This window comes from Pseudomonas sp. MWU12-2029 (assembly GCF_023242425.1).
Lineage (GTDB): Bacteria > Pseudomonadota > Gammaproteobacteria > Pseudomonadales > Pseudomonadaceae > Aquipseudomonas > Aquipseudomonas kribbensis.
This window is the reverse complement of the sequence record NZ_JALJDY010000003.1, coordinates 543,049-568,275: the sequence shown is the minus strand read 5'-3', so window position 1 is coordinate 568,275 and position 25,227 is coordinate 543,049. Positions and strand designations below refer to the sequence as shown.

Below are 25,227 nucleotides of genomic sequence, written 5' to 3'. Positions count from 1 at the left end.
ACAGAATGGCCGCCATTATCCGGTTTTTGAGCGGGAAGTCTTGTGCTTTGGCGTTTTGGCCGCCGACCGGAGCCCCGCTCAGGTCGAGATATTGCGTTGCGCCATCTCGTCGGCGATGGCGTCGATCACGCAGCGGGCGGTCGGTGACAGGCTTCTGTTGGGCAGGCTGACGACACCGATTTCGGAGTGCAGTCCGGGCCGGTCCACGACCTGCAGTTCGATCAGCTTGCCCCTGAGCAGGTCTTCAGCCACGGCACCGTGGATCACGCCGAGGATCGTATCGGTCGAACAGGCCACCGTCCTGAGCAACGCCACATCGTCGCACTCCAGTGCCAGCGGCAAGGCCTGGCGAGCGGAAATGCCCAGGGTATGCGCAGTCTCCTCCTTCACTACGGCCGGCAGGCGCGTCGTGGCGATGCCGTACTTTTCCAGGTCTCTCATCGCCACCGCGCGTCCGGCCAACGGGTGCTGTGGCCGGACGAAGAACCCCGCCGAGGCCTGACCCAGCGGGCGGATCAGCAGATCGGTGTCGGCCGAGAAATTGCGAATGTCCGCGACGAAGAATTCGATCGCCTCATCCCGCAACCGTGCTTCGAGTATCTGCCAGTTATTGATCTCTACCCGCAGGGTGACTTGCGGATATTCCCGGCGCAACCGAGGCACCACCTGGTGCATCAACATCGCCGCCGGAAACGGTCCGACGCCAAATGCGAGGCTGCCGAGCCGGCCATCACCGTAAAGCGCCAGATCCCGCTCCAGCGAGCGTGCATCGAACAACAGCCGTCGCGCCCGCTCGATCAGAAACTCCCCCGCCGGCGTCGGGCGCACATCGCCGCTGTCCCGGTCGAACAGACGCTGACCGGTCTCGCTTTCGAGCGCCTGGATGCTGCGGCTCAGGGCCGGCTGGCTGAGGTGCACGCGTTCGGCGGCGCGGCCGAAATGGCGTTCATCGGCAAGGGCCAGCAGGTGTGTCAGTCGCTTGAGGTCCATGTCGCCGATGCTAGCCACGCATTATCCGGATGTAAACAATGCATTGGATACATCGCACCCACCTCCCTACTCTCTGATGAATTGATCCTCGGAGAACAACAAGAATGAGACCGACCTTCCATACACTGATCGCCCTGACGCTGGTTTCCCTCGCCGGCTGTGACAAACCGCCCAGCGTTGCCAGCGGTGAAGCGACGCCCGCCACTGCGGCGGTGATAGAAGCCTCGATCAAGGGCCTGGACCTCAACGACACGCGGGACATGGAAGACGCCCAGCGCGGTCTCATCGCCCGCCCGACCGGCCAGATCCTCGGCTCCGACGGCTCGGTGCTGATCGATTTCGATGCGTTCAGATTCGTCGAAGGCAAGGCCCCCGCCACGGTCAACCCGAGCCTGTGGCGCCACGCGATGCTCAACGCCCAGATCGGTCTGTTCAAAGTCACCGACGGCATCTACCAGTTGCGCGGTTTCGACATCGCCAACATGACGCTGATCGAGGGCCAGACCGGGTGGATCGTGGTCGACCCGCTGACCTCGAAGGAAACCGCCGCCGCAGCCCTGGCATTCGCCCGCACACAACTGGGCGACAAACCCGTGACCGCCATCATCTTCACCCATGACCACGCCGACCACTTCGGCGGCGTACTGGGCATTACCTCGGTCGCGGAAGTGGCCGAGCGCAAGATTCCCGTGGTGGCTCCTGTCGGTTTCATGGAGGAAGCCACCAGCGAAAACGTGTTGGCCGGGCCGGCGATGTCGCGCCGTTCGATGTATCAGTTCGGCAAGAACCTGACGCCGGGCGCCACCGGCATGGTGGATACCGGGCTGGGCAAAAACGTCGCCTACGGCAGCATCGGCATTCTGCCGCCGACGCAAATCATCGATCAGCCGACGCAGGAACTTGTGATCGACGGCGTGACCTTCGTGTTCCACAACATTCCCGGCGCTGAGGCCCCGGCCGAGCTGACCTTTTCCATCCCCGAACGCAAGGCCTACGGCGGTGCCGAGCTGCTGGCGCAGACCATGCACAATCTGTTGCCGATCCGTGGCGCCAAGGTCCGCGACGCGTTGCTCTGGTCCGACTACGCCCAGGCTGCCCTTGATGAACTGGGCGACACCGAGGTCTATTTCGGCCAGCACAACTGGCCGGTCTGGGGTAATGAACGCATCCGCGAATTCATCACCAAGCACCGCGACGTCTACAAGTACATGCACGACCAGACCGTGCGCCTGATGAACGCCGGCTACACGCCCGACGAAATCGCCGAAAAGATCCAGTTGCCCGACTCGCTGGCCTCGTATTTCGGCACCCGCGGCTATTACGGCGACGTGCGACACAACGTCAAGGCGATCTACCAGATGTACCTCGGCGCCTACGATGGCAACCCGGCGCATCTGAATCCGCTGCCCCCCAGAGAGTCCGCCAGACGCTACGTCGAGTTGATGGGCGGCAGCGCCAAAGTGCTCGAAGCCGCACGCGTGGCCTATGACAAAGGTGAATACCGCTGGGTCGCCGAGCTGCTGGATCAAGCCGTCCTCGACCAACCCGGCGACAAGGCCGCCAAGGAACTGCTGGCCCGGGCCTATGAACAGCTGGGCTTTCAATCGGAGTCAGCCACCTGGCGCAACAGCTACCTGACCGCCGCCCAGGAACTGCGCAACGGCCCGCCGGAAAAAGGCGTGCGCCGCTCGGACCTGATCGAGCTGATGAAGCAGACGCCCACCGAACGCTTCCTCGAAGCCATGGCCGCGAGCCTCGACGGGCCGGCGGCGGACGGCAAAAACTGGACCTTCAACCTGCAACTGACCGATACGAAGGAATCGTTCGTGCTGTGGATCGAGAACGCCGTGCTGCACTATCGCCGGGGCGCACCGGCCAGCAATGCCAACGCCACGTTGAGCGTCACCAAGGATCTTTTTGTGCAACTGCTGGGCGGCACGGCGGGGTTCAAGGACGCGCTCACCTCCAAAGACCTGAAAGTCGATGGCAGCACGGTTGACCTGGTGAGATTCCTTGGATTGCTGGAGAAAGCCCCAGGTAACTTTGCAATCGTCGCCCAGGCGCGCAATTGATTCGTGCAGGGTCGTTCGGATGTAATGCCTGAAGAGGTCAAACCCTGAGCAAGTCCGGCTAGGTATGTGTACGCCGCTTTCGACGATTCTAGGGCCGACCGTTACTCCAGGAGCTTCACTCCGTGCCAGACGCACCGACGCAAACTGCCTACGCAAAGCGCTTCACCGTCGTACTCGCCTACATCGACGCCAATCTTGAGGGCGATCTGTCGGTGAAAACGCTGAGCCAGGTGGCGAACTTTTCCGAGTTCCACTTTCACCGCCAGTTCACGGGATACGTCGGCGTGCCCGTCTCGCGCTATGTGCAGTTGATGCGCCTGCGCCGTGCCGCGCACCGTTTGAGCACCCTGCCCGACCACTCGGTGATGGAAGCCACGCTCGACGCGGGGTTCGAAAGTCCCGAAGCGTTTTCCAGGGCATTCAAGCGGGCCTTCGGCACCTCGCCGGGGGCATTTCGCAAGGCTCCGGACTGGAGCGTCTGGCACACGGTCTTCGCCATACCTCACTTTTCAAGGAGCATTGCCATGCAGGTACGAATCGTCGACTTCCCCGGAGTCCAGGCCGCTGCGCTCGATCACCGTGGGCCACCAGCTCTTGTCAATCAAAGCGTGCAACGCTTCATCCAGTGGCGCCAGCAGAGCGGGCAGTCGCCGGTGACTTCGAGCCGCACGTTCGGGATTCCTTACGGCAACCCTGACACGACGCCGCCGGAGGACTTTCATTTCGCGATCTGCGGCGAAATCCGGGAAGCGGTGGCACCGAATGAATTCAGCGTCCGCGAGCTGAACATTCCTGCCGGCCGCTGCGCGGTGGTGCGTCACACAGGTTCCACCGATCACATCGGTGAAACCATCTACCCGGTCTACCGCGACTGGCTGCCCGCCAGCGGCGAAGAATTGCGCGATCACCCGCTGTTTTTCGAGTACTTGAGCATCAGTCCCGAGACCCCGCAGGAACAGTGGCAAACGGATATTTACGTGCCGCTACGCTGACAATCGCCTGCCCCTCAGGCTCAGCTAAGTTTCACTGGATACCTTCTCTCCTGCGCACATTCAGCGCTGCTCAGGAGAGGCCATCCACCCATGAAACCCGCCATAGCCGACTGGCTCAACAAAGTGCCCGAAGTGACGCTGTCCTTCTGGGTGATCAAGATCCTGTCCACGACCGTGGGTGAAACCGGTGCCGACTTTCTGGCCGTCGACGCCGGTTTCGGCGCCGGCCCGACCAGCCTCGGCATGGCCGCGCTGCTGGCCATCGCGCTGTTCACCCAGTTGCGTACCAAGGCCTACACCCCGTGGATCTACTGGCTGACCGTGGTGCTGGTGAGCATCGTCGGCACGCAGATCACCGATATCCTGACCGACATGCTGGACGTCAGCCTCTACGCCAGCACGGCGGTGTTCTCTGTGTTGCTGGTGGTGAATTTCCTGATCTGGTACCGGACCGAGCGCAGCCTGTCGATTCGCGAAATCGTCACTCCGCGCCGGGAGCTGTTCTATTGGGCCACGGTGCTCTGCACCTTTGCCCTCGGCACCGCCGCCGGCGACCTGGCCACCGAAGCGCTGGGCCTGGGCTTCACCGTCGGCGCAGTGATTTTCGGCGCGTTGATCGCCGCCACCCTGATCGCCTGGCGTCTGGGTGCCAACACCGTGCTGACCTTCTGGATCGCCTACATCCTGACCCGTCCCTTCGGCGCCTCCCTCGGCGACTTGCTGACCCAGGCCAAGACCTACGGCGGCCTCGGCATGGGCGCAACCTGGACCAGCGCGATCTTCCTCTGCGTCATCGTCCTGCTGGTCACCGTCGCGCAGATCAGCGTCGGCAATCGCAAAGCCATCACTCAGTAAACCTTCAGACTTTCATCAAGGAATCATCATGCGCCAGATTCAAAACATCATTCGTCACGTTGCCATCGTCTCGTCCATCTGCCTGCTGAGCATTGCTGCCGGCTGCTCGAAGCCGGCGGACAAGCCGGCTGCAAACGCCGCTGCAGGAGCCGTCAGCACACAAGGCCAGGCCGCCTCCAAACTGGGGGATCTGTCCGAGTTCCGCAACATCGCGGCCGACGTCGCTGCCCTGGTCGATAAAAACGATCTGCCCGGCGCCAAGGCCCGGATCAAGGATCTGGAAACCGCCTGGGACTCGGCCGAGGCCGGGATCAAACCCCGTGCCGCCGGCGACTGGCACATGCTGGACAAGGCCATCGACCGCTCGCTCGATACCTTGCGCGCCAGCGCCCCGCAACAGAAAGACTGCAAGGCGCGGATGGACGAGTTGCTCAAAGCCTTCGACTCGCTGAAGGGCAACGCCTGACCCGGGGCCGGACAAACCCTTGCACAGATGCTTCAATACAAGCGCGACGGCCCTGCCCGTCGCGCTATTTTTTTTGGAGAGCAGGTCATGCGGATATTACTGGTGGAAGACGATCCGATGATCGGCGATGCCATCCAGGGCGCGCTGAACGACGCCAGCTACGCCACCGACTGGGTGAAAAACGGCCTCACCGCACTGGCCACCCTGGACACCCAGCACTACGACCTGGTGCTGCTGGATCTCGGTTTGCCCGGCAAGGACGGCCTGGACGTGCTCGACAGCATTCGCGCTCGCAACAACCCGGTGCCGCTGCTGATCATCACCGCCCGGGATGGCCTCGACGATCGCCTGCGCGGCCTCGATGGCGGTGCTGACGATTACCTGCTCAAACCTTTCGACATGGCCGAGCTGCTGGCGCGGATGCGCGCGGTACTGCGGCGCAAGGGCGGGACTGCGTTGTCCTTGCTCGACAACGGCGTGGTGTCCCTCGATCTGGTCTCCAAGCAAGCCACGACCGTCGACAACCCGGACGTGCAGTTGTCCAGCCGCGAATTCGCCCTGTTGCAGGCCCTGTTGATCCGGCCCGGGGCAATCCTCTCGCGCAGTGAACTGGAAGACCGGCTCTATGGCTGGGGCAATGAAGTGGAAAGCAACGCGGTGGAGTTTCTGATTCACGCCCTGCGACGCAAACTCGGCAGTCACGTCATCAAGAACGTCAGGGGAATGGGATGGATGGTTTCAAAAGGCGCCTGAGGGATTCGGTGCAACTGCGGCTGTCGGTCACCCTGTCGCTGGCGATTCTGCTCGTTGCACTGCTGGCCGCGGCGTTTGCGTTCGTTTCGGCGCTGGACGAAGCCCACGAAATGCAGGATGAAACCCTGCGCCAAGTGGCGGCCCTCTACGACCGCCAGCAAATGACCCTGCACTACCCCGCCGCTCAGGCCGTGGACGACGACAACGAAGAATCCCGGGTCATCGTGCAATACCTGGCCGACGGCAGCCAAGCGGTCGGCAACGACGACGCCCTGTTGCCACTGCCCTTCCCCACGACCCTGTCCGATGGCCTGTCGACCTTGAAAGTGACGGGTGAAGACTTCCGCGTACTGGTGAGAACCACCGCCCGTGGCGAGCGCATCGTCGTCGCCCAGGAAACCGGCGTGCGTGACAAGGAGGCCCGCGAAAGCGCCTGGCGCAGCCTGCTGCCGTTTCTGATCCTGTTTCCGGTGCTGTTGCTGGTGGTGGGCGATCTGGTGCGCAAGATGTTCCGCCCGATCGCCACGCTGTCGGCCGACATCGATCAGCGTGACGAACAGGCCCTGCACCCGGTGGACGAAAGCCATGTGCCGAGCGAGATCCGGCCGTTTGTGGTGGCCATCAACCGCCTGCTCGGTCGCGTCGCCCAGTCCGTGGACAACCAGCGGCGTTTCGTCGCCGATGCCGCCCATGAACTGCGCTCGCCGATGACCGCCCTGTCGCTGCAGGCCGAACGACTGGCCGCCACGGAAATGCCGGCCGCCGCCCGCGAACGCCTGCTGCCGTTGTCCCGGGGCATAGAACGCAGCCGGAACCTGATCGATCAACTGCTGAGCCTGGCTGCTGCGCAGTCGAGCTCTAATACAGCGCCAACCAGCGTTTCAGTCCTGCACATTTACCGACGGATTCTGGAAGACCTGCTGCCGCTGGCGGACCGCAAGAATATCGATATCGGCGTCGAGAGCAGCGAGGACGTGCAGGTCAGCATCAATGAAACCGACCTGCTGATCCTGATCCGCAACCTGGTGGACAACGCCATCCGCTACACCCCGTCCGGCGGACGCATCGACCTCTCGGTCAAACGGGAGCAAGCGGCGGTCGTCCTGCAAGTCAGCGACACCGGCCCCGGGATTGCCGTGGAAGAACAGGCGCGCGTCTTCGACCCGTTCTACCGCAGCCTGGGCACCGATGAGTCGGGCTCGGGGCTGGGTCTGTCCATCGTCAAGGCAATTGCCGATCGTACGGGGCTCAAGGTTGATCTGGGGTTTACCGACGTCAACGAGAACAGCGGACTGTGTGTCACTGTCAGCATCGAGCAGCCCTGAGCCGTTTCCAGTCCTTACATTTCGACCTGCGTGCCCAGTTCGATCACCCTGTTCAGCGGCAGCTTGAAGTACTTCAGGTTGCTGTTAGCATTCTTGAGCAGGAACGCGAACAGATACTCGCGCCACTTGGCCATGCCGATGCGCTTGGTCGGGATGACCGTTTCACGACTGAGGAAGTACGTGGTGCGCATCGGACTGAAATCCAGTTCGGCCAGGTGGCAAAGGCTCAGCGCCATTGGCACATCCGGTTCCTCGGTAAAACCGAAATGCAGGTTGACCCGGAAGAAGCCGTCGCCATAGGACTCGACTTCAAAGCGACGATCCACCGGCACTCGCGGGCTGTCTTCGGATACCACGGTCAGCAGCACCACCTGCTCATGCAGCACCTGGTTATGCAACAGGTTGTGCAGCAGCGCGTGGGGAACCGCGTCGGCCCGCGCCGTCAGGAACACCGCCGTGCCCTGCACGCGATGAGGTGGCTGCGCACGGATGCTGCTGATGAACAACGGCAGCGGCAACGCGGTTTCATCCAGTCGCTCGACGATAATTTTGCGTCCGCGCTTCCAGGTGGTCATCAGGATGAACAGGCCGATGCCGGCGATCACCGGGAACGCACCGCCCTGCAGAATCTTCGGCGCGTTGGCCGCGAAGTACAGGCTGTCCACCAACAGAAAACCGAACAGCATCGGAATCGCCAGCCAGCGCGGCGTCTTCCACAGCAACAACACCACGGCGGCGGACAGGAGGGTGGTGATCAACATGGTGCCCGTCACCGCCACGCCATAAGCGGCAGCCAGGGCACTGGAAGATTCGAAACCGATCACCAGCAGCACCACACCGACCATCAACGCCCAGTTGACCGTGCCGATGTAGATCTGGCCCTGCTCCTGGCTTGAGGTGTGCTGGATGAACATGCGCGGAACGTAGCCCAGCTGGATGGCCTGGCGCGTCAGGGAGAACGCACCGGAAATCACCGCTTGCGAAGCAATGATCGTCGCCAGCGTCGACAGCGCCACCATCGGCAGCAGCGCCCATTCCGGGGCCAGCAGGTAGAACGGGTTACGCACCGCTTCCGGATTGCCGAGGATCAACGCGCCCTGGCCAAAATAATTCAGGACCAGACCGGGCAAAACCAGCATGAACCAGGCACGGGCAATCGGTTTGCGACCGAAGTGGCCCATATCGGCGTACAAGGCTTCCGCACCGGTCAACGACAGGACGACCGCGCCCAGAATCGCCACGCCCATGCCCGGATGGGCCGTAAAGAAGCGCACCGCCCAAATCGGGTTCAGCGCCTGCAACACCTCGGGGCGCTGCACAATGCCGTAGACCCCGAGCGCGCCCAGCACCACGAACCACAGCACCATGACCGGGCCGAACAGGATGCCAATCCGCGCGGTGCCATGTTTCTGGATCAGAAACAGCGCCACCAGCACCAGCACCGACAACGGCACCACCCAGTGCTCGATGCCGTCGAACGCCAGCTCAAGCCCTTCCACCGCCGAGAGCACCGAGATCGCCGGGGTGATCATGCTGTCGCCGTAGAACAGCGCCGCACCGAACAGTCCGAGCAACACCAGCACCTTGCTCAAGTGCGGGTAAGGCGCCGACGCACGACGGGCCAACGCCGTCAGCGCCATGATGCCGCCCTCACCCTGGTTGTTGGCCCGCAGGATGAACAGCACGTACTTGATCGACACCACCCAGATCAGTGACCAGAAAACCAGCGACAGAATGCCCAGCACACCGTCGTGATTGAGCTGCACACCGTAGTGGCCGGAAAACACTTCTTTGAGGGTGTAGAGGGGACTGGTGCCGATATCCCCGTAAACCACACCGACAGCAGCCACCAGCATGGCTGCGCCCGAGGTTTTGGTTGGGGAATTTTCGTTGGTTTTACTCAAGGGTCGCGGCTCTCGAACGGCGGGAATTAGTGGCATGCCATCCTTGGGCAATACGCGGACCGTGGCCTTCAGGAATACAAGGCTCAGGTGCGGTCAAAAAAACGCGGCCAGTATCGATGCGAACCCAATCCTCCACCGTAAAGAATGCGTAAAAAATCCACCTGACCCGAGCCGTCGCGCAGTTTTTTAGAGTCGGCCGATTGTTATGGCTGATGGCATAATCGCCAGCAGTTCATAACAGGGGCGCATCAATGTCCGTTGAAAGCTACGACCTGCTCGCGATCTTTTCGGCGGTGGCGCAAGAGCGCAGCTTCACCCGTGCGGCGGCGAAACTGGGCATGTCGCAACCGGCCTTGAGCCGGGCGATGCGTCAACTGGAGGAGCGTCTGGGCGTGCGCCTGCTCGCGCGCACCACCCGCAGTGTTTCCCCGACTCAGGCCGGCGAGCATCTGTTGCGCGTGATCGCGCCGCGGTTCGAGGAGATCGATCACGAGCTGGCCTTGCTCAGCGAGTTTCGCGACAAACCCGCTGGCAAATTGCGCATCACCGCTGGCGAGCATTCGGCGATCACCATTCTGCAACCCGCCCTCGCCCGGCTGATGCCCGACAACCCCGACCTGAATGTCGAGATCATCGTCGACTACGGCCTGACCGACATCGTCGCCGAAGGCTTCGACGCCGGCGTGCGGCTGGGCGAACAGGTGGCCAAAGACATGATCGCGATGCGCATCGGGCCGGACATGCGCATGGCGGTGGTCGGCTCCCCGGCGTACTTCGCCCGCCATCGCAAACCGCTGGTTCCACCCGACCTCATGGAACACAACTGCATCACCCTGCGCATGCCGACCCATGGCAGCCTGCTGCTCTGGGAGTTCGAGAAGAACGGGCAAACCCTGAATGTACGGGTCGAAGGGCAACTGGTGTTCAACAACATTGCCATGCGCCTGCAGTCCGTGCTCCAGGGTCTGGGGCTGGCGTACATGCCGGAAGACCTGGTGCAGGAGCATGTCGCGCAGGGCCGGTTGATCCGGGTGCTCGCCGACTGGTGCGAGCCGTTTTCCGGCTATCACCTCTACTACCCCAGTCGACGCCAGAGTTCACCCGCCTTCACTCTGCTGCGCGATGCGTTGCGATATGGCGGCTGACGCGGCTCAGGGTTGAGCCAGGTGTTTCTCCAGCGCTTCGCTGGCGCGTCCCGCCGCTTCGACTTCTCCGTGCCGGGTCAGCACCTGCGTTAACTGACGCAATTGTGCAGCACTCAAGCCCACCCGCAGGCTTGCCGCGACATGCGAACGCAACTGCGATTCGGCCCCGGGCGTAGCCGCCAAGGCTGAAACCGTAGCCAGTTCGCGGCTTTGCCAGTCCAGGTTGTCGCGTTCGAAAATGTCGCCGAACAGGTGCGTCTGCAAAAACTGGTTGATGACCGGCGCGAAGTCGAACAACGGGCCCTGAACCGGCGCCCCGGCGATACGGGTCTGATTGGCCTTGCCCACTGCCAGCAAGGCGTCGCCTGTCGCCACAGCGTGACCGGGTTCGCGCCCCGGTTCATCGTAAAGGCCCCGTTGCTTGCGGGCCTCGACCACTTTCATCAATTCGCCCAGCGCATTGAGGCTGCGTGGGAAACCGGCGTAGGCATACAGTTGCACCAGGATTTCCTTTGCCTCGCTGACGGTCAGCCCGGCATCCAGCCCTTCGTTCAATGCGCTGTTGAGACGCGGCATGTTGCTGCTGGCCATGGCCGCGCCAATCGGCACAATTGCCTGCTGCCGCGCGGACAACACTTCGGAGACGGCGGCTTCTGCCGGTGCTGTCGGCGGCACCGGCCGATCTTCGGTGACTTTCTCCAGCCACTCCACATTCTTGCCGTTCACCGAGCCGGTCACCGCCAGATGGGTCATGGTGCTGTTGGGCGCGGCGCCATGCCAATGCTTGACGCCCGGCGGGCAGACGATCACATCGCCGGGATGAATCTCCTGCACAGGCTTGCCCCATTCCTGGGTCTGCCCGACACCGGAAATCACCACCAGGCGCTGTCCGGCGGGATGGGTGTGCCACGCTGACCGGGCGCCCGACTCGAACGTCACGTAAGCGCCGGACGCATTGATTTCGCCCGTGTCGTTGAACAACGGATCGACGCGCACACGACCGGAGAAATAATCTTCAGGCCCCACAAATGACGCCTGAGACCCCGCACGACGGATCTGTTGCGCGCTCGACGGCTCGCTGCCGCCGCCCGCGACTTCGGCAGCGCTGGCAAAAGGGGTGGCCGCGCACATGGCGAGGCCCAACAAGGTTTTGTTCATGAAGATGGCTTCCTTCGAATCAGAGAGTTCGGGCGTAGAACGCCGTCAGCTGTTGCATGGCGACGTCGACGTAGGCCGGCACCCAATAGGTTTCGATGTGGGTGGCGCCGTCGATCTTGAACAGCGTCTTGTCTTGGGTCCCGGTAGCCTTGGCGAAGGCTTGCTCCGACATGTACAGGCTGTCGGCCTTGCTGCCGGCGATCATCAGCAACGGCTTGTCGATCAGTTCGATCTGGTCCGTCGCGTCGAAACTCATCAGGTCCAGCAGGCTGCTGAGGGTGTAACGGAAAGTCGAGTTGGGATGCGTGTGGGTCTTGCCGTAATACTCGAAGCCCTGGCGGTACAGATCGAATGGCAATTTGGCGATCTGCTCGTCGGTCAGTTTGGCATCGTCGATGTATTGGATTTCCCCGCCGGCGGCTTCCTGGGCGCGGGCGGCCGAGGCTTGCTGCAAGCGCTGCTGGATGGTGTCGAGTTGCGAATCCTGATACCCGTTGCGGCGCACCAGCCCGGAATTGAACATGCTCACCGTGGCAATCGAGCGGAAGCGTTTGTCGGTCTGCGCAGCCTTCAACGAATAGCCGCCACCGCCGCAGATGCCCAGCAAGCCGAGATGGGCAGTGTCGACGCCGGGGTAGCTGGCGATGAAGTCGGCCATGCCGTGAATGTCTTCGACGCGGTTGGCCGGTTTGTCGATATTGCGCGGCTCGCCCCCGCTCGCGCCCTGATAGGCCGCGTCCGCCGTGATCGTGATGTAGCCCTGGTCGGCCAGACGCTGAGCATAAAGACCGGCAACCTGCTCTTTCACCCCGCCATTGGGGTGCGCGACGACAACGGCGGGATAGTGCCGGGCAGGATCGTAGTTCGCGGGGGTGTAGACGTTGGCGGAAATGGCCAGGCCATTGAGCGTGTAGGTCACCGGGTGAATATTGACCTTGCCCGGTTCGTTGCGGGTGATCGCGCCACCGTAGGTCAAGGTGAACGGGTTCTGCCGGTAATCCGCTGCCTCGACTTCAGCGCCCGACATTCCGATCATCGCGGCCAGCACGCCGGCCTTCATCGTGGTTCGCATCGTTTGCGCCCTCCTTTCCATCAATACGGTATGGAGATGCAAACTACCCTTCGACGATTGATTGATAAACGGCACTAATTGGATAGCACTGATATCAGAATCACATAAGTCCAACTTCGGCTTCCTGACCATGCACTCGCGACGCTGGCCCGCAGTCGAGCGGGCCAACGCCGATCCTCTCAACTTGCCCTCTGCCCTATCCACCGATGGCGATAGGCAAGCCCGGCCTGCAAGCCGAACGCGAGCAGCACCGTCGCCGGTGCAGAAAAACTGCCGGGAACACCGCCTGTCCACATCAGTAACAACCCCAGCGCCGTGGCAGCGAACCACGCCATCAGGCCGACCGGGTTGAACGCCGGGCTGCGTTCAAGTGCAGCCTCGTCATTGCTGCCATAGACAATCTGCGCCAATGCCACACCGACCCAGGCGACCACAAAAATGCCCTGATACGCCAATGCCTTGAGCAAGTAGGAAAACACGTCAGCGAGCATCAAGCCGTACACGATCACCCCGACCACCAGTGCCCACAGCAGATACGAACCGCGTACGCCGAAACGAGCGAAGAATGCCTGCATGTTGAGGGTCGCCAGATAGTAGTTGGCGGTGTTGATCCGGGTTTGCGTAGCCCAGACGAACAACAGGCCCCACAACCCCATCAACTGCAGAATTGCCATCACCACAGAGACTTCGTTCAGCGCGCCTTCATGGGGAATGCTGCTGACCAGATAGATGCCTGCCGCGCCGTTGAGCAGAAACGTCACGGCATAAAACGGCATGCCGAAGTTCCAGCGCCCATGATACTGAGCGTCCTGCGGCTTGCCGAAGCGGGCGTAGTCGAAGGTGAACAGCATCAGGATCCAGACGCCCATGTAGGCCACAAAGCAATCCCACCAGCCGAAGGTCGCGGGGGTTGCCGGGCCGAAATCGAGCCATTGCGGCTGGTAACCATAACGGCTGATCGACAGCCCGACCGCCAGCAGCAAACCGCCCAGATACACCGGCAACAACACGCCGTTGAGCTTGTCCAGCCAGTGCTGCACGCTACCCAGGATCATCGGCACGCTGTACAGCACCACCAGCAGGGCAGCCAGTGGATAGACCAGTTCCGGGTACAGGTGATTGAGCGCCACGGCGATCACCGATCCTTCGAACACGGCGTAGTAAATCGCCGTCGAAAAGAAAATCAGCGTGGCCAGGCATGCCCCGGTCCGGCCGAACAACACGCTTGAAAACAACGCGACCGACCATCCACTGCGCATGGCGAAACGGCTGAGAACGCTGTTGACCAGCCCGTAACTGATCACCGACAGCACCATCCCGATCAGCGCATTGCGTGCACCGAAAGACAAGGCCAGCGAAGCGCCGACCACGATGTAGAACATGGCGCTGCACACGGCCCACCAGGCCATGGTGAGAGACAGTCGGCCCATGCGGGCTTCGGTGGAAACGGGATGATGGGCCGGATCTTGCCCGGTTTGACTCGATTGCGATAAAGCAGCCATATGCGTGTACTCCAGAACCAGTCAAAGGTTGAAGCGCGGGCAGCCTTCACCGCACCGAAGTGCGGCGTTGGCCTGGCGTGTGGCAGGGCCCGCGCGGTGCGGCGGGCAGAGTCAGGAAGGGAAAAGCTTGCTCAGGCAGCTGAGTTTTTTCTTGTAGGAACGCCGTGCGTCCAGGGCCTCGTCGAGGCTGACCGCTACAAAGCGAGCCTTCTGGTTGGGCTGCATCTGGCCGATCAGATCCAGGTCGGCACTGATGACGGTGCCGATCATGGCGTAACCGCCACCCGATACGGCATCGCGATGCAGCACGATGGGTTCGAGGCCGGCAGGTACCTGAATCGAGCCGATCGGGTAGCAGCTGTCAACGATGTTCGAGGGATCGGAGCCAGCACCAAAGGGTTGTTCTCGCGGCTGGAAGTCCAGCGCGCTGCCGCCCTTGAAGCGATAGCCGATGCGGTCCGCTTCCGATCCGACGGTCCACGGCTCGGCGAAAAAGCTCTTCGCTGCCGCGTCGGTCAGGCGATCGTAATAGAGTCCCGGCACCACGCGCAGCGTGATCTCACCGCCCAGTGACTGGCGCAGCGCCATGGGCAGACTGGCCCCGACACGCCCTTTGCCGCTGGCGTTGCCCACCGGCAATTCGTCTCCGGCGATCAAGCGGCGTCCGGCAAAACCGCCCAACGCCCCGAGCGCATAAGTCGACCGACTGCCCAGCACCAGCGGCACGTCGATTCCGCCTGCCACCGCCAGATAAGCCCGGGCACCGGCCTTGGGAAAATCGAAACGCAGAACCTGGCCGGCCTTCACCGCGAACGCGGTGGCGTGATGCATTTCCACACCATCGAGTCGAGGCGCCATGTGCGCGCCGCACACCGCGACCAGTGCGTCTTGCTGAAACGCCAGCTCAGGGCCCAGCAACGTACACTCCAGCGCGGCGCAATCCGCCGCGTTGCCGACCAGATGATTGGCCGCTCTCAGCGCATATTGATCGAGCGCGCCGGACGGCGGGATGCCGAGGTGGTAGTAACCTTCGCGGCCCAGATCCTGAACCGACGTGGCGAGACCGGGTTTGAGTACCTTGATCATGCCAACACCTCCTGCAGCGACACGGGATAACCGACCGGGTCGGCGAGAAACGCATCCAGTGAAAACTCCACCGGCCGGATCCGTAAATCGAAATGCCCGGCCTCCACCTCTGCAACGGCCTGGTCATACGCTGCACGATCCATTGGCTTGAACTGCACGATGTCACCCGGACGGAAAAACACCATGTGGTCTTTCAGGTACGCCAGCGATTGCTGCGGGTCGTAAATGGGTGCCGGTGTGACACCGAACATCTGATAGCCCCCGGCGCCACGCACCGAGTAGATACAACCGAAGCAACCACCGTGACCCAGTGTCAGTTTCGGCGTGTCGGTACGTGGGCGCAGATACTTGGGCACCTGCAACTGACGTTCGCGCTCGACCATCTGGAACATGAAGGGCAAACCGGCGACAAACCCCACCATCGAGACAAACCATGGCGCCCCGCTATGAGCCGCAATGAACGCATCGACGTCCGCCAGGCCATTGATGCGCGCGGCGTATTCCAGATCCGTGGCGCTCGGGTCCTGGTGGCGGTCGCGAAAACGCATCAGCGTTTCATGGGTCCAGGGATCGTTGTACAGCACCGGAATCTCAATGATCCGGGTCTGCAATGTGCGCTCGGCAACGGCTTCTGCCTCGGCGCCCTGCACCGCCTCGAGCAAGGTCTGCGGCGCAATGCGATCCGGATCGAAGCGGATCTGGAAAGAAGCGTTGGCCAGACACACATCGAGTACGCCATCTAGCTTCAACCGCTTCACGGCGCGGGTGACCGCCATGCCCTTGAAAAACGCCTCGAGGGACATGCTTTCGCTGACTTCGGCAAACAGATGCTCATCGGCACCAAAGCTGTAGCGGATCGGACGACTCATGCTTCACCTCCGCTGCGGCGTGCGGACAGCCAGTTTTCCAGCGTCCCGGTATGAAAGTCGGCGGTTTGCAACCACGGTTGCTGCAGCAATTCAGCGTGCAGCGACAAGGTGCTGGCCATGCCGGTCAGCAAGGTTTGCGCCACCGCTGTCCGGGCACGCGCCAGGGCTGTGGAGCGATCCGGCCCATGCACAACGAGCTTGGCCAACAGCGAGTCATAGTACGGTGGCACCCGATAACCTTCATACAGGTGGGTGTCCACGCGAACGCCTTCGCCTTGCGGCCAGACCAACGATTCCACCAGACCGGGGCTGGGGAAAAAGTCCCGGGCCGGGTCTTCGGCATTCAAGCGCATTTGCAGGGCCGCGCCATTCAGGCGGATGTCACTCTGTTTCAGGCCCAGTGGTTCGCCACCGGCAATTCGCAGCATCGCCTGCACCAGATCGATACCGGTGACCAATTCGGTGACCGGGTGTTCCACCTGGATTCGGGTGTTCATCTCGATAAAGAAGAACTCGCCGGTGACATCGTCATACAGGTATTCCAGCGTGCCTGCACCCTTGTAGCCGAGGGATTCGGTCAAGCGTACGGCACTGGCACAGAGTGCCTCCCGCTGCTGCGCGTTCAGTACGGGCGACGGTGCTTCTTCAAAGATTTTCTGACGCCGGCGCTGTAGCGAACACTCGCGCTCGAACAGGTGCACGGCGTTTTTCCCGTCGCCCAGAACCTGTACTTCAATGTGCCGGGCCTTGCCGATAAAACGCTCCAGATACACCGCACCATTACCGAAAGCGGCCTGCGCCTCGCGCTGCGAACGGGGAAATTCTTCACTCAATTGCGCGGCATTTTCTGCCAGGCGAATACCCCGCCCGCCACCGCCTGCCGAGGCTTTGATCAGCAGCGGGTAACCGACCGATTCGGCCGCCCGTAGCGCCGACTCGACATCAAACAGCTCACCCGGCGAACCCGGCACCACTGGAACACCTGCCGCCTGGGCAGTACGCCGCGCTTCGGCCTTGTCGCCCATACGCCGGATCGTGTCCGGGTCCGGCCCGACAAAAATCGCGCCGCTGGCAATCACGGCTTCGGCAAACCCGGCGTTCTCGGACAAAAAGCCATATCCAGGGTGAACCGCATTGGCGCCCGTCGCTTGCAGGGCACCCAGCAACGCCTCGATGTTCAGGTAGCTTTTATCGGCACGGGCCGGCCCCAGCAGATGCACTTCATCGGCCAGGCGTGCGGCCTGAGAGTCGATATCGGCCTCGCTGCACGCGGCAACGGTGGGAATGCCCAGGGCCTTGGCCGCACGGATGATGCGCACGGCGATTTCGCCACGGTTGGCGACCAGCAATTTACGAATAGGTTGAGTCATGTTCACGCCCTCACTCGCTATCAAGCGTAGCGACGACCTGACCCGGCTCCACCGGATCACCGTCTTCAACCTGAAAGGCACTGAGGCGCCCCGCCGTCCCGGCGGTCAGTTCGGAAAACTGCTTCATGACTTCGATCAGGCCAATCACCGTGTCGGCGCTGACAGGATCGCCGACCTCGACGTAATTCGCCGAATCAGGCGTGGCCTTTCGGTAGAAAGTCCCGGGTAACGGGGTAATGACAGTGTGTTCGGCCATGTCTGTTCCTCTTGGAATAGTTGTAGAAAGGCAGGCAAAAAATCGATGTTTGAACACCGGCGTCTGTGTGCCGGGTGTTTCGTTTTTATTCAGCGAGGCCGGCGCACCTCGATCCCGGCGGCATCGAGCGCATTGCGGGTGGCCTCGACCAGCGCCAAAGCACCCGGCGTATCGCTGTGCAGACAGATGGAGTCGAACTCGATCGGCAGATCCTCACCCTCGACGGTGCGCACCACGCCCTCCTGGCAAGCGCGCAACACACGGGCGGCGACAAATCCCGGATCGTAGGCGCGAACATTGCGGGTGAAGACGATGGAGCCGCTCAAGTCGTATTCGCGGTCTGCATAGAATTCACGAACAACCGGTTGGCCGAGCTCTTTGGCGACACGCCAGATAACCGAATCGGGCATGCAATACAGCAACAGGTCGGGCTCCAGCCGTTGCAGGTTTTCCACCAGCAGACGCGCTGCTTCTTCGTCCCGGGCCAGATGCATGTACAGCGCGCCGTGAGGCTTGATGTGTTGCAGCGTCACGCCCTGCACCCGTGCCAGTTCGCGCAGTGCGCCCAGTTGATAAAGGATGTCGTCGACCAGTTCCTGAGCCGGTGCATTGATGTGTCGGCGACCGAAACCCACCAGATCGCGAAACCCCGGATGCGCACCGATGCCGACCTTCAGACGCTTGGCCAGCTCGACGGTGCGACGCATGGTGCCGGGATCGCCGGCATGGAAACCGGTGGCGATGTTGGCGGAACTGATGAACGCCATCAGTTCGTTGTCGACGCCATCGCCAATGGTCCACGGGCCGAAGCCTTCGCCCATGTCCGAGTTGAAATCTACTGCCTGCATAACCCTTGCTCCTGACCCTTGTGACTTCATGCAGGCCACGTTAAATTCCCGCCAACCCCTTGGGAAGATCTATTAACAGATAGGGTATCTTCTGAAAAACAGATACCTGAAAAAACAGGAACACCCATGTCGTTGACCTTGCGTCAGGTTCGCTATTTCGTTGCCACCGCCGAGATCGGGCAGATATCCCAGGCAGCGATTCATTTGAATATTTCCCAGTCGGCGGTGACCACGGCGATCAAGGAACTGGAAGGCATGCTCGGCACGTTGCTGTTCCAGCGCTCGGCACAAGGTATGAGTCTGACGGATGCCGGTCGGCACTTTCTGAACCGCGCCTACGTGATTTTGCGCAGCGTCGACGACGCGCTGAACAGCCCGCTACCCGACATTCGCGCCAGCGGTCTGATTCGCCTGGCCGCGAGCTACACGGTGATCGGCTATTTTCTGCCGCACCATCTGCAACGGCTGGAACACTGGCACCCGGACGTCGCCATCGAGGTCCACGAGCAGGAACGGCAGGCCATCGAACAGGGATTGCTGGAAGGCAAATTCGATATGGCGGTGGTGCTTACCGCGAACCTCACGCACCCCGACATCGTTTCGGAAACCCTGTTCAACTCCGAACGCCGTCTGTGGCTGCCCAGCCACCATCCACTCTGTGAGCGCTCGGCCGTCAGCCTTGCGGATGTCGCGCTGGAACCCTACATCCTGCTGACCGTGGATGAAGCGGAACAAAGTGCCATGCGTTATTGGGAGAACGCCCGCCAGCAACCCAACGTGCGGGTACGTACCAGTTCTGTAGAGGCCGTGCGCAGCATGGTCGCCAATGGCAGCGGCGTGGCGATTCTCTCGGACCTGGTGCACCGCCCCTGGTCGCTGGAAGGCAAGCGCATCGAGACCCTGACGATCACCGACAAGGTGACCCCGATGAGCGTCGGCCTGGCCTGGCACCGCGAGCGCGAATTCAGCCCGGCGATGCAGGCCTTGCGCAATTACTTCCACGATGCGTTCCTGGCTCCGCAGCAACTTTCTGCACGGCGCTGACGCACAGGATCAGGCAAGTATTCGATAGGAATGCACTAACGGAATGCAGGTTCGGAGCGGGAAGATGACTGTCCGACAGATCCATCGAGGACGTTCCCATGCTTGTACAAGCCTACGGTGCCCACGCGGGCGACAAACCCCTTGAGCCCATCCAGATCAATCGCCGCGCCCCTGCGGCCCATGACGTCCAGATCGACATCGCCTTCTGCGGCATCTGCCATTCCGACTTGCATCAGGTGCGCTCCGAGTGGGCCGGCACACAATTCCCTTGCGTCCCGGGACACGAAATCGTCGGCCGCGTTTCGGCGGTTGGTGCCCATGTGTCCGAATACAAGGTCGGCGATCTGGTCGGCGTCGGTTGCATCGTCGACAGCTGCAAGCACTGTGATGACTGCGAAACCGGCCTGGAAAACTACTGCGACAGCATGATCGGCACCTACAACTTCCCGACCCCCGATGCCCCCGGCTGGACCCTCGGCGGCTACTCGCAAAACATCGTGGTGCATGAGCGTTACGTGCTGCGCATCCGCCACCCCGAAGCGCAACTGGCCGCCGTCGCACCGCTGCTGTGCGCGGGCATCACCACTTACTCGCCGCTGCGTCAGTGGAACGCCGGGCCGGGCAAGAAAATCGGCGTGGTCGGCATCGGTGGCCTGGGCCACATGGGCATCAAGCTTGCCCATGCGATGGGCGCGCACGTGGTGGCGTTCACCACGTCGGAATCCAAGCGCGAAGTGGCGAAAGCACTGGGTGCCGATGAAGTGGTGGTGTCGCGCAATGCCGAAGAAATGGCCGCGCACACCAAGAGCTTCGACTTCATCCTCAACACTGTCGCCGCCCCTCACGATCTCGATGCGTTCCTGGTGCTGCTCAAGCGCGACGGTGCACTGACTCTCGTGGGCGCGCCCGCCTCGCCGCATCCATCGCCGAACGTGTTCAACCTGATCATGAAACGCCGCACCATCGCCGGCTCGATGATCGGCGGCATTCCAGAGACCCAGGAGATGCTGGATTTCTGTGCAGAACACGGCATCGTGTCCGACATCGAACTGATTCGCGCGGACCAGATCAACGAGTCTTATGAGCGGATGCTCAAGGGCGATGTGAAGTATCGGTTCGTGATCGATAACGCGACGTTGGCGGGCTGAGCGCCGGGCTCGATAAACGCGTCAAAGTAACAATGAAAATCCCGGGTGCTTCAATGCCCCGGGATGACCGCTGGACCACCCCCTCTCTGTTGCCGAGATCGCTTCGGGACCGTTCATTTACCCAGATTCTGATTCATCAGGTTGTCCAGTACCGGTTGTTGACTGGCCGCCTGCCAATCGCGCAAATGCTTGCACCCTTCGACGTTGACTTCCGCTGCATGACTGCGTGCATCGCAGATCATTGCCCACTTTTGCCTCAAGGTCGGATATTTGATGAAGTCCGCCCGGGTGGGTGGTTCGCAGCCGGACAACGTGGCGACCGACAGAATAGTGGCCGCAAGTTTCCAGGCGAATGGATAGCTGCTGACTGGCGTCATGACAATGAATCCCCCTGCGGGAGACCCTCCTGAAGTAATGAAAAATCGGTTGTTTTCATAGGCTGCAGAAGAATCTTAGGGATTGATTGGCCCCTCCACGAGATCCACTTCCAGATCATTTCATGGAACCATTTCCACGCACTGGTGGCGCCTTCGAGGCCTCGCCGTAGTGGCGGACAAGGCACGCCATCCGACTCAGCGCGTACCAGACGCCGTCAGCGAAACCCAGGATTGCTTTCCAAGATCACTCCATTTGAAGTAGCCTTTTGATATCAAAAGGATATCAATCATCTTCGAAGGTCTTGCGGACCCGAGTTTTTTGCGGAAAGGAATTTCATGAACAAAGCGATTTACGTAAAAGCCTTCTTTTGCCCGATCGGCGAAAACGTGGAAGTCAAAGTACCGACTGGCCGGATGAAGAAAGGGCTTTTTGGCGAAAAAGAGGAGATGGAGAAGGTCATCGAGTGGCGGCAGACCGGCTGGTCCGACTCACAGATCGATGGCCAGCGTTTGAACGAGGACATCAATGAAGCGGTAAGTCGCCTCAACGAAGAAGGCTACGAAGTTCAATCCATCCTCCCGATCCTTTCCGGTGCATACAACTACGAATTCAAATACAAAGAAGCACACAACTCAGGAAACCTGGCCGAGGGCGGCGGTTGGGGGTACGGCTATGGCTACGGTTACAGCTATACCGAAGGCGTCACGATCATCGCTAAAAAAATGAATGCCCAGGCTCAGTAAAACCATTGAGCCGCCAAGCGTTTCAGCTCATTGATCTTTCCCCCCACACCAAGTAAAAAACGCTCTCCCTTTTCCATCTTTGCAAGGAGCAGCGGATGCTCGAGCTCACCACGCAACGACTGGACCTGCGCACGATGGTCGAGTCGGACTGGCCTCTGTTTCTCAGGCTGCATTCCGAGCCACAGACCATGCAGTACGTGTTCGGCGAGATTGCCGAGGAACAGGTTCGCCAAGGCTTCGAGCACCGGCTCCCGACATGGGGCCCGCAGTCGCAGCACTGGCTGTGCCTGGTGGTGACTGACAGAGCCAGCGGGCACGAGCTGGGCGTGACCGGTTTTCGCATTCTGTCTCCGGGGCATGCCGAAGTGGGTTGCCTGCTGTTGCCGGAGCATCAGGGCAAAGGCTTTGGCACCGAGTCGCGAAAGGCGATCATCGATTACGCCGCCGCCATCGGGCTGAACTCGCTGGAATCGACCGTGACCGACGGCAATATCGCATCCTGCAAGGTGTTGGAGAAATGCGGCTTTGTGTTCGCACGTCGTGTGCCGCAGGCCTACCAGATCGGTGATCGGTGGTTCGACGATCTGATCTACCACTATCAAATCCGCTGAGCCTTGCGCTCAACGACTCGCCAAGGAGGCCTCTCGTCGTGAATCCCTATCAATGCCTGCCACCCCGCGCTTTCTGGCGTACGGCCGTCGCCGACAAGTCCGCGCCGGACATCGGTGAGCTGTGGACCCCGCAATTCGAGATCGGCAACAAGGATGCCATCGTCACCGCCGGCTCCTGTTTCGCCCAGCACATCGGCCGCGCGCTGGTGGAACGCGGCATGCACTGGCTGGACGCGGAACCCGCCCCGGACGCGTTGCCCGAGGCGGACTGGAAAGCCCACAACTACGGGGTGTTTTCGTTCCGCACCGGCAATCTGTATACCCCGGCCATGTTGTGCCAATGGCTGGAATGGGCGCTGGGCGTGAGCGCTCCGTCGGATGAGGTCTGGGTGCATGACGGGCGTTTCTTCGATCCGTTCCGCCCCGCCGTGGAGCCTGACGGGTTTGCCAGCGAGCAGGCGCTGTTCGAGTCGCGCGAAGCTACCCTGGACGCCATTCGCGAAGCGCTGCGCCGGGCCAAGGTGTTTGTGTTCACCCTCGGTTTGACCGAAGCCTGGCAACATCGCGAGACCGGTCTGGTCTATCCCGTGTGCCCCGGCACCGTGCGCGGCACTTTCGATCCGCTGCTCCACCGGTTCTGCAACTTCGGCTTCATGGACACCTATGGCGACATGGTCAGGGCGCTGGAGCTGATGCGTTCGATCAACCCGCAACTGCGCCTGCTGCTCACCGTTTCACCGGTGCCCCTGACGGCCACCGCCACCGGGCAACATGTGCTGAGTGCCACCACTTACTCCAAATCGGTGCTGCGCGCCGTCGCCGGGCAATTGTGTGAAGACCTGCCTGACGTCGACTATTTCCCGTCCTACGAAATCATCACCGGCACCCCGTTCAAGGGCGCGTTCTACCAGCCCAACCAGCGCGAAGTCACGCCAGAAGGCGTGGCGTTCGTGATGCAGCAATTCTTTGCCGGACTTGAAGCCGTCCAGTCGGTGCAGGCGCCGCCCCCTTCCACCAGCGTGTCCAGCGAGGATCTTGTCTGTGAAGACGCCGTACTCGATTACTACGCCTAGGTTTCTGCTGCTGGGCGACTCCCATGCCGGCGTCATCGGCAAGGCAGCGCAGGCCCGTGAGATATCTTTCGGCGGCGGTCCGCTGGGAACCGGTCGGGACTTCGCCGTCGACTTCTTCCAGTTGACCCGCCATGACGTGGCCTTTCGGGATGCGGAAATAGATCGGCTGTACCGCCAGGCCCTCGACACGCTGGAAGTCCCGCAACTGGCGAAGGTCGGCGTACCGCTGGTGAGCACCCTCGGCCTGAGCCTGCACTATCTGGCCACCGCGCCGAACTGGACCTGCTACCAGAATGCGCACGGTGAGTTCGACGACGGTTTTCTCGCCGGACCGTTGTTCGAGACGGTCATCGACACCTTGTCCCGCCCCGCCCTGGCCTTCTATGAACAGGCCCTGGCGCTGAATCTCAAGGTGTTCGCCGTGCTGCCGCCGCAACGGGTGCCGGAGCTGTCCGACCCGCGCGTGTTCATGGCGGCGCAGTCATTGTTGATCGAACGCCTGCACGGGCTTGGCGTCGAGCTGATCGACGTGCGCGAGGCGGCGAACGATGAGCAGGGTTTTCAGCGTGAGGCGTTCTGCGAAGTGGATGACCCGCTGCACGGCAATCTGGCGTTCGGTGAGTTGATCGTCGAGCAGTTGATCCGGCGCGGCGTCTAGAAAAAGAGGGAGCGCATGGCTCCCTCTGATGTTTTCAAGACTTGGGCTGCGTGCCGAGAATCGTCACCCGCTCGCCATAACGCGAATGCGGGAAGTAATCCCAGATCGCGTGGTGCTGGGTGCAGCGGTTGTCCCAGAACACCAGCGTGTTCGGCGCCCAGCGAACGCGGCAGCTGAGGGACGGTTCCCGGGCCACCAGGTCGAACAGCATGTGCAGCAACACCTGACTTTCGCCCCCGGACAACTGCACGATGTGCGACGTGAACCCGGAATTGACGAACAACGACTTGCGCCCGGTTTCCGGGTGACGAACCACTACCGGGTGTTCAGTCTTGGGCAGGTTGGCCGGCGCCTCATAGCCTCTCCACGGAATTGCACCGTCGTGAATCGCGGTCAGTTCGCCGAGAAACTGCTGCATCGTCGGCGAGAGCATTTCGATCGCCAGGTGCATGTTGGCGAACAGCGTATCGCCGCCCGTGCCGATGGCCGGGGTTTCCTTGACGTACAGCATCGACCCCATGGACGGCGCCAGGTCAGCCGTACCGTCGGTGTGCCAGGTTTCGCCGGCCACATAGCGCGATTGCGCATTGGCGCGGATCACCACCAGTTCCGGGTCATCGCCGTCGATGTCTTCCACCGGCAACGCCCGCAGTTCGCCGAACAGCCGACCAAACGCCTTGTGCTCCTCGACCGTCAGATGCTGATCGCGAAACACCAGCACGTGGTTCTCGAGAAAGGCCCGACGGATTTCCGCGAGCTGAGCGTCATCCAGCGGTTGCGAAAGATCGACGCCGCCGATTTCGGCACCGATGATCGGTGTGATCCGGTCGACCGTGATGCGCTGATACGGCGCACGTTTTTCTGCGGCGATGCGCTCGATTGCCTTGAGTGCCAACTGATCCATGTTTC

General features: G+C 61.6%; 25 protein-coding genes. 13 read left to right on the top strand and 12 right to left on the bottom strand.

Annotated elements, in window-relative coordinates:
* Positions 1-78: 78 nt before the first annotated feature.
* Positions 79-1,008: a LysR family transcriptional regulator gene (locus tag M5B44_RS10185; protein ID WP_248739073.1), complete on the bottom strand. Its 930-nt coding sequence runs from the start codon at positions 1,006-1,008 to the stop codon at positions 79-81.
* Positions 1,009-1,094: 86 nt separating this feature from the next.
* Here M5B44_RS10185 and M5B44_RS10180 point away from each other — a divergent pair, with 86 nt between their 5' ends.
* The 6 genes from M5B44_RS10180 (at position 1,095) to M5B44_RS10155 (ending at position 7,453) form a co-directional block, all read left to right on the top strand.
* Positions 1,095-3,062, top strand: a complete 1,968-nt coding sequence (locus M5B44_RS10180; protein ID WP_248739072.1) for an alkyl/aryl-sulfatase — start codon at positions 1,095-1,097, stop codon at positions 3,060-3,062.
* A 122-nt stretch (positions 3,063-3,184) separates the two neighbouring features.
* The gene (locus tag M5B44_RS10175) at positions 3,185-4,054 is read left to right on the top strand and encodes an AraC family transcriptional regulator (RefSeq protein ID WP_248739071.1); all 870 of its coding nucleotides are present in this window, start codon (positions 3,185-3,187) and stop codon (positions 4,052-4,054) included.
* Positions 4,055-4,144: 90 nt separating this feature from the next.
* Entirely contained in the window at positions 4,145-4,909 is a 765-nt protein-coding gene (locus tag M5B44_RS10170) for a hypothetical protein (protein ID WP_248739070.1), read from the top strand.
* 28 nt (positions 4,910-4,937) lie between these two features.
* Positions 4,938-5,375 (top strand): hypothetical protein, encoded by a 438-nt coding sequence (locus tag M5B44_RS10165; RefSeq protein WP_085708504.1) that lies wholly within the window; start codon positions 4,938-4,940, stop codon positions 5,373-5,375.
* Positions 5,376-5,462: 87 nt separating this feature from the next.
* Complete coding sequence (locus tag M5B44_RS10160; protein WP_248739069.1) at positions 5,463-6,128, top strand: response regulator; 666 nt, start codon at positions 5,463-5,465, stop codon at positions 6,126-6,128.
* Entirely contained in the window at positions 6,104-7,453 is a 1,350-nt protein-coding gene (locus tag M5B44_RS10155; protein ID WP_248739068.1) for an ATP-binding protein, read from the top strand. The genes M5B44_RS10160 and M5B44_RS10155 overlap by 25 nt, the downstream gene beginning before the upstream one ends.
* A gap of 14 nt (positions 7,454-7,467) precedes the next feature.
* Here the strand turns inward: M5B44_RS10155 and M5B44_RS10150 are convergent, their stop codons facing one another.
* The gene (locus M5B44_RS10150; protein ID WP_134827353.1) at positions 7,468-9,309 is read right to left on the bottom strand and encodes a potassium transporter Kup; all 1,842 of its coding nucleotides are present in this window, start codon (positions 9,307-9,309) and stop codon (positions 7,468-7,470) included.
* A gap of 299 nt (positions 9,310-9,608) precedes the next feature.
* Here M5B44_RS10150 and M5B44_RS10145 point away from each other — a divergent pair, with 299 nt between their 5' ends.
* Entirely contained in the window at positions 9,609-10,502 is an 894-nt protein-coding gene (locus M5B44_RS10145) for a LysR family transcriptional regulator (RefSeq protein WP_085708508.1), read from the top strand.
* Positions 10,503-10,508: 6 nt separating this feature from the next.
* On the opposite strand, the gene M5B44_RS10140 is transcribed toward M5B44_RS10145, so the two are convergent.
* From M5B44_RS10140 to M5B44_RS10105, 8 genes are all read right to left on the bottom strand, one after another.
* The gene (locus M5B44_RS10140) at positions 10,509-11,660 is read right to left on the bottom strand and encodes a cupin domain-containing carboxymuconolactone decarboxylase family protein (RefSeq protein WP_248739067.1); all 1,152 of its coding nucleotides are present in this window, start codon (positions 11,658-11,660) and stop codon (positions 10,509-10,511) included.
* 19 nt (positions 11,661-11,679) lie between these two features.
* Positions 11,680-12,732, bottom strand: coding sequence for an alpha/beta hydrolase (locus M5B44_RS10135; RefSeq protein ID WP_248739066.1), 1,053 nt, complete (start codon positions 12,730-12,732; stop codon positions 11,680-11,682).
* Positions 12,733-12,911: 179 nt separating this feature from the next.
* A complete protein-coding gene (locus M5B44_RS10130; RefSeq protein WP_248739065.1) occupies positions 12,912-14,234 on the bottom strand; it encodes a purine-cytosine permease family protein in 1,323 nt (440 codons plus the stop codon).
* A gap of 111 nt (positions 14,235-14,345) precedes the next feature.
* Complete coding sequence (locus M5B44_RS10125) at positions 14,346-15,320, bottom strand: biotin-dependent carboxyltransferase family protein (RefSeq protein ID WP_248739064.1); 975 nt, start codon at positions 15,318-15,320, stop codon at positions 14,346-14,348.
* The gene (locus tag M5B44_RS10120; protein ID WP_248739063.1) at positions 15,317-16,189 is read right to left on the bottom strand and encodes a 5-oxoprolinase subunit B family protein; all 873 of its coding nucleotides are present in this window, start codon (positions 16,187-16,189) and stop codon (positions 15,317-15,319) included. Before M5B44_RS10120 ends, M5B44_RS10125 begins: the two co-directional genes overlap by 4 nt.
* Positions 16,186-17,559 carry an acetyl-CoA carboxylase biotin carboxylase subunit gene (locus M5B44_RS10115; RefSeq protein ID WP_248739062.1) on the bottom strand — a complete coding sequence of 458 codons (1,374 nt, stop codon included), beginning with the start codon at positions 17,557-17,559 and terminating at the stop codon, positions 16,186-16,188. The genes M5B44_RS10120 and M5B44_RS10115 overlap by 4 nt, the downstream gene beginning before the upstream one ends.
* A 10-nt stretch (positions 17,560-17,569) precedes the next feature.
* Positions 17,570-17,815 (bottom strand): acetyl-CoA carboxylase, encoded by a 246-nt coding sequence (locus tag M5B44_RS10110; protein ID WP_114882361.1) that lies wholly within the window; start codon positions 17,813-17,815, stop codon positions 17,570-17,572.
* 89 nt (positions 17,816-17,904) lie between these two features.
* Positions 17,905-18,663 (bottom strand): 5-oxoprolinase subunit PxpA, encoded by a 759-nt coding sequence (locus tag M5B44_RS10105; RefSeq protein WP_248739061.1) that lies wholly within the window; start codon positions 18,661-18,663, stop codon positions 17,905-17,907.
* Between the two features lie 126 nt (positions 18,664-18,789).
* On the opposite strand from M5B44_RS10105, the gene M5B44_RS10100 reads away from it, so the two are divergent.
* Entirely contained in the window at positions 18,790-19,707 is a 918-nt protein-coding gene (locus M5B44_RS10100; protein WP_085708517.1) for a LysR family transcriptional regulator, read from the top strand.
* Between the two features lie 98 nt (positions 19,708-19,805).
* Positions 19,806-20,855 carry an NAD(P)-dependent alcohol dehydrogenase gene (locus tag M5B44_RS10095; protein ID WP_248739060.1) on the top strand — a complete coding sequence of 350 codons (1,050 nt, stop codon included), beginning with the start codon at positions 19,806-19,808 and terminating at the stop codon, positions 20,853-20,855.
* 113 nt (positions 20,856-20,968) lie between these two features.
* Here M5B44_RS10095 and M5B44_RS10090 read toward each other — a convergent pair whose 3' ends face one another.
* Complete coding sequence (locus M5B44_RS10090; RefSeq protein ID WP_248739059.1) at positions 20,969-21,232, bottom strand: hypothetical protein; 264 nt, start codon at positions 21,230-21,232, stop codon at positions 20,969-20,971.
* A 336-nt stretch (positions 21,233-21,568) separates the two neighbouring features.
* Between M5B44_RS10090 and M5B44_RS10085 the strand changes: the two genes are divergently transcribed.
* From M5B44_RS10085 to M5B44_RS10070, 4 genes are all read left to right on the top strand, one after another.
* A complete protein-coding gene (locus M5B44_RS10085; protein ID WP_248739058.1) occupies positions 21,569-21,976 on the top strand; it encodes a hypothetical protein in 408 nt (135 codons plus the stop codon).
* A gap of 95 nt (positions 21,977-22,071) precedes the next feature.
* A complete protein-coding gene (locus M5B44_RS10080; protein ID WP_248739057.1) occupies positions 22,072-22,587 on the top strand; it encodes a GNAT family N-acetyltransferase in 516 nt (171 codons plus the stop codon).
* Between the two features lie 38 nt (positions 22,588-22,625).
* On the top strand, positions 22,626-23,660 hold the full coding sequence (locus M5B44_RS10075; protein WP_248739056.1) for a GSCFA domain-containing protein: 1,035 nt from the start codon (positions 22,626-22,628) through the stop codon (positions 23,658-23,660).
* Positions 23,629-24,318, top strand: coding sequence for a hypothetical protein (locus tag M5B44_RS10070; protein WP_248739055.1), 690 nt, complete (start codon positions 23,629-23,631; stop codon positions 24,316-24,318). The genes M5B44_RS10075 and M5B44_RS10070 overlap by 32 nt, the downstream gene beginning before the upstream one ends.
* A gap of 34 nt (positions 24,319-24,352) precedes the next feature.
* Here the strand turns inward: M5B44_RS10070 and M5B44_RS10065 are convergent, their stop codons facing one another.
* On the bottom strand, positions 24,353-25,222 hold the full coding sequence (locus M5B44_RS10065) for a TauD/TfdA dioxygenase family protein (RefSeq protein ID WP_248739054.1): 870 nt from the start codon (positions 25,220-25,222) through the stop codon (positions 24,353-24,355).
* Positions 25,223-25,227 lie beyond the last annotated feature (5 nt).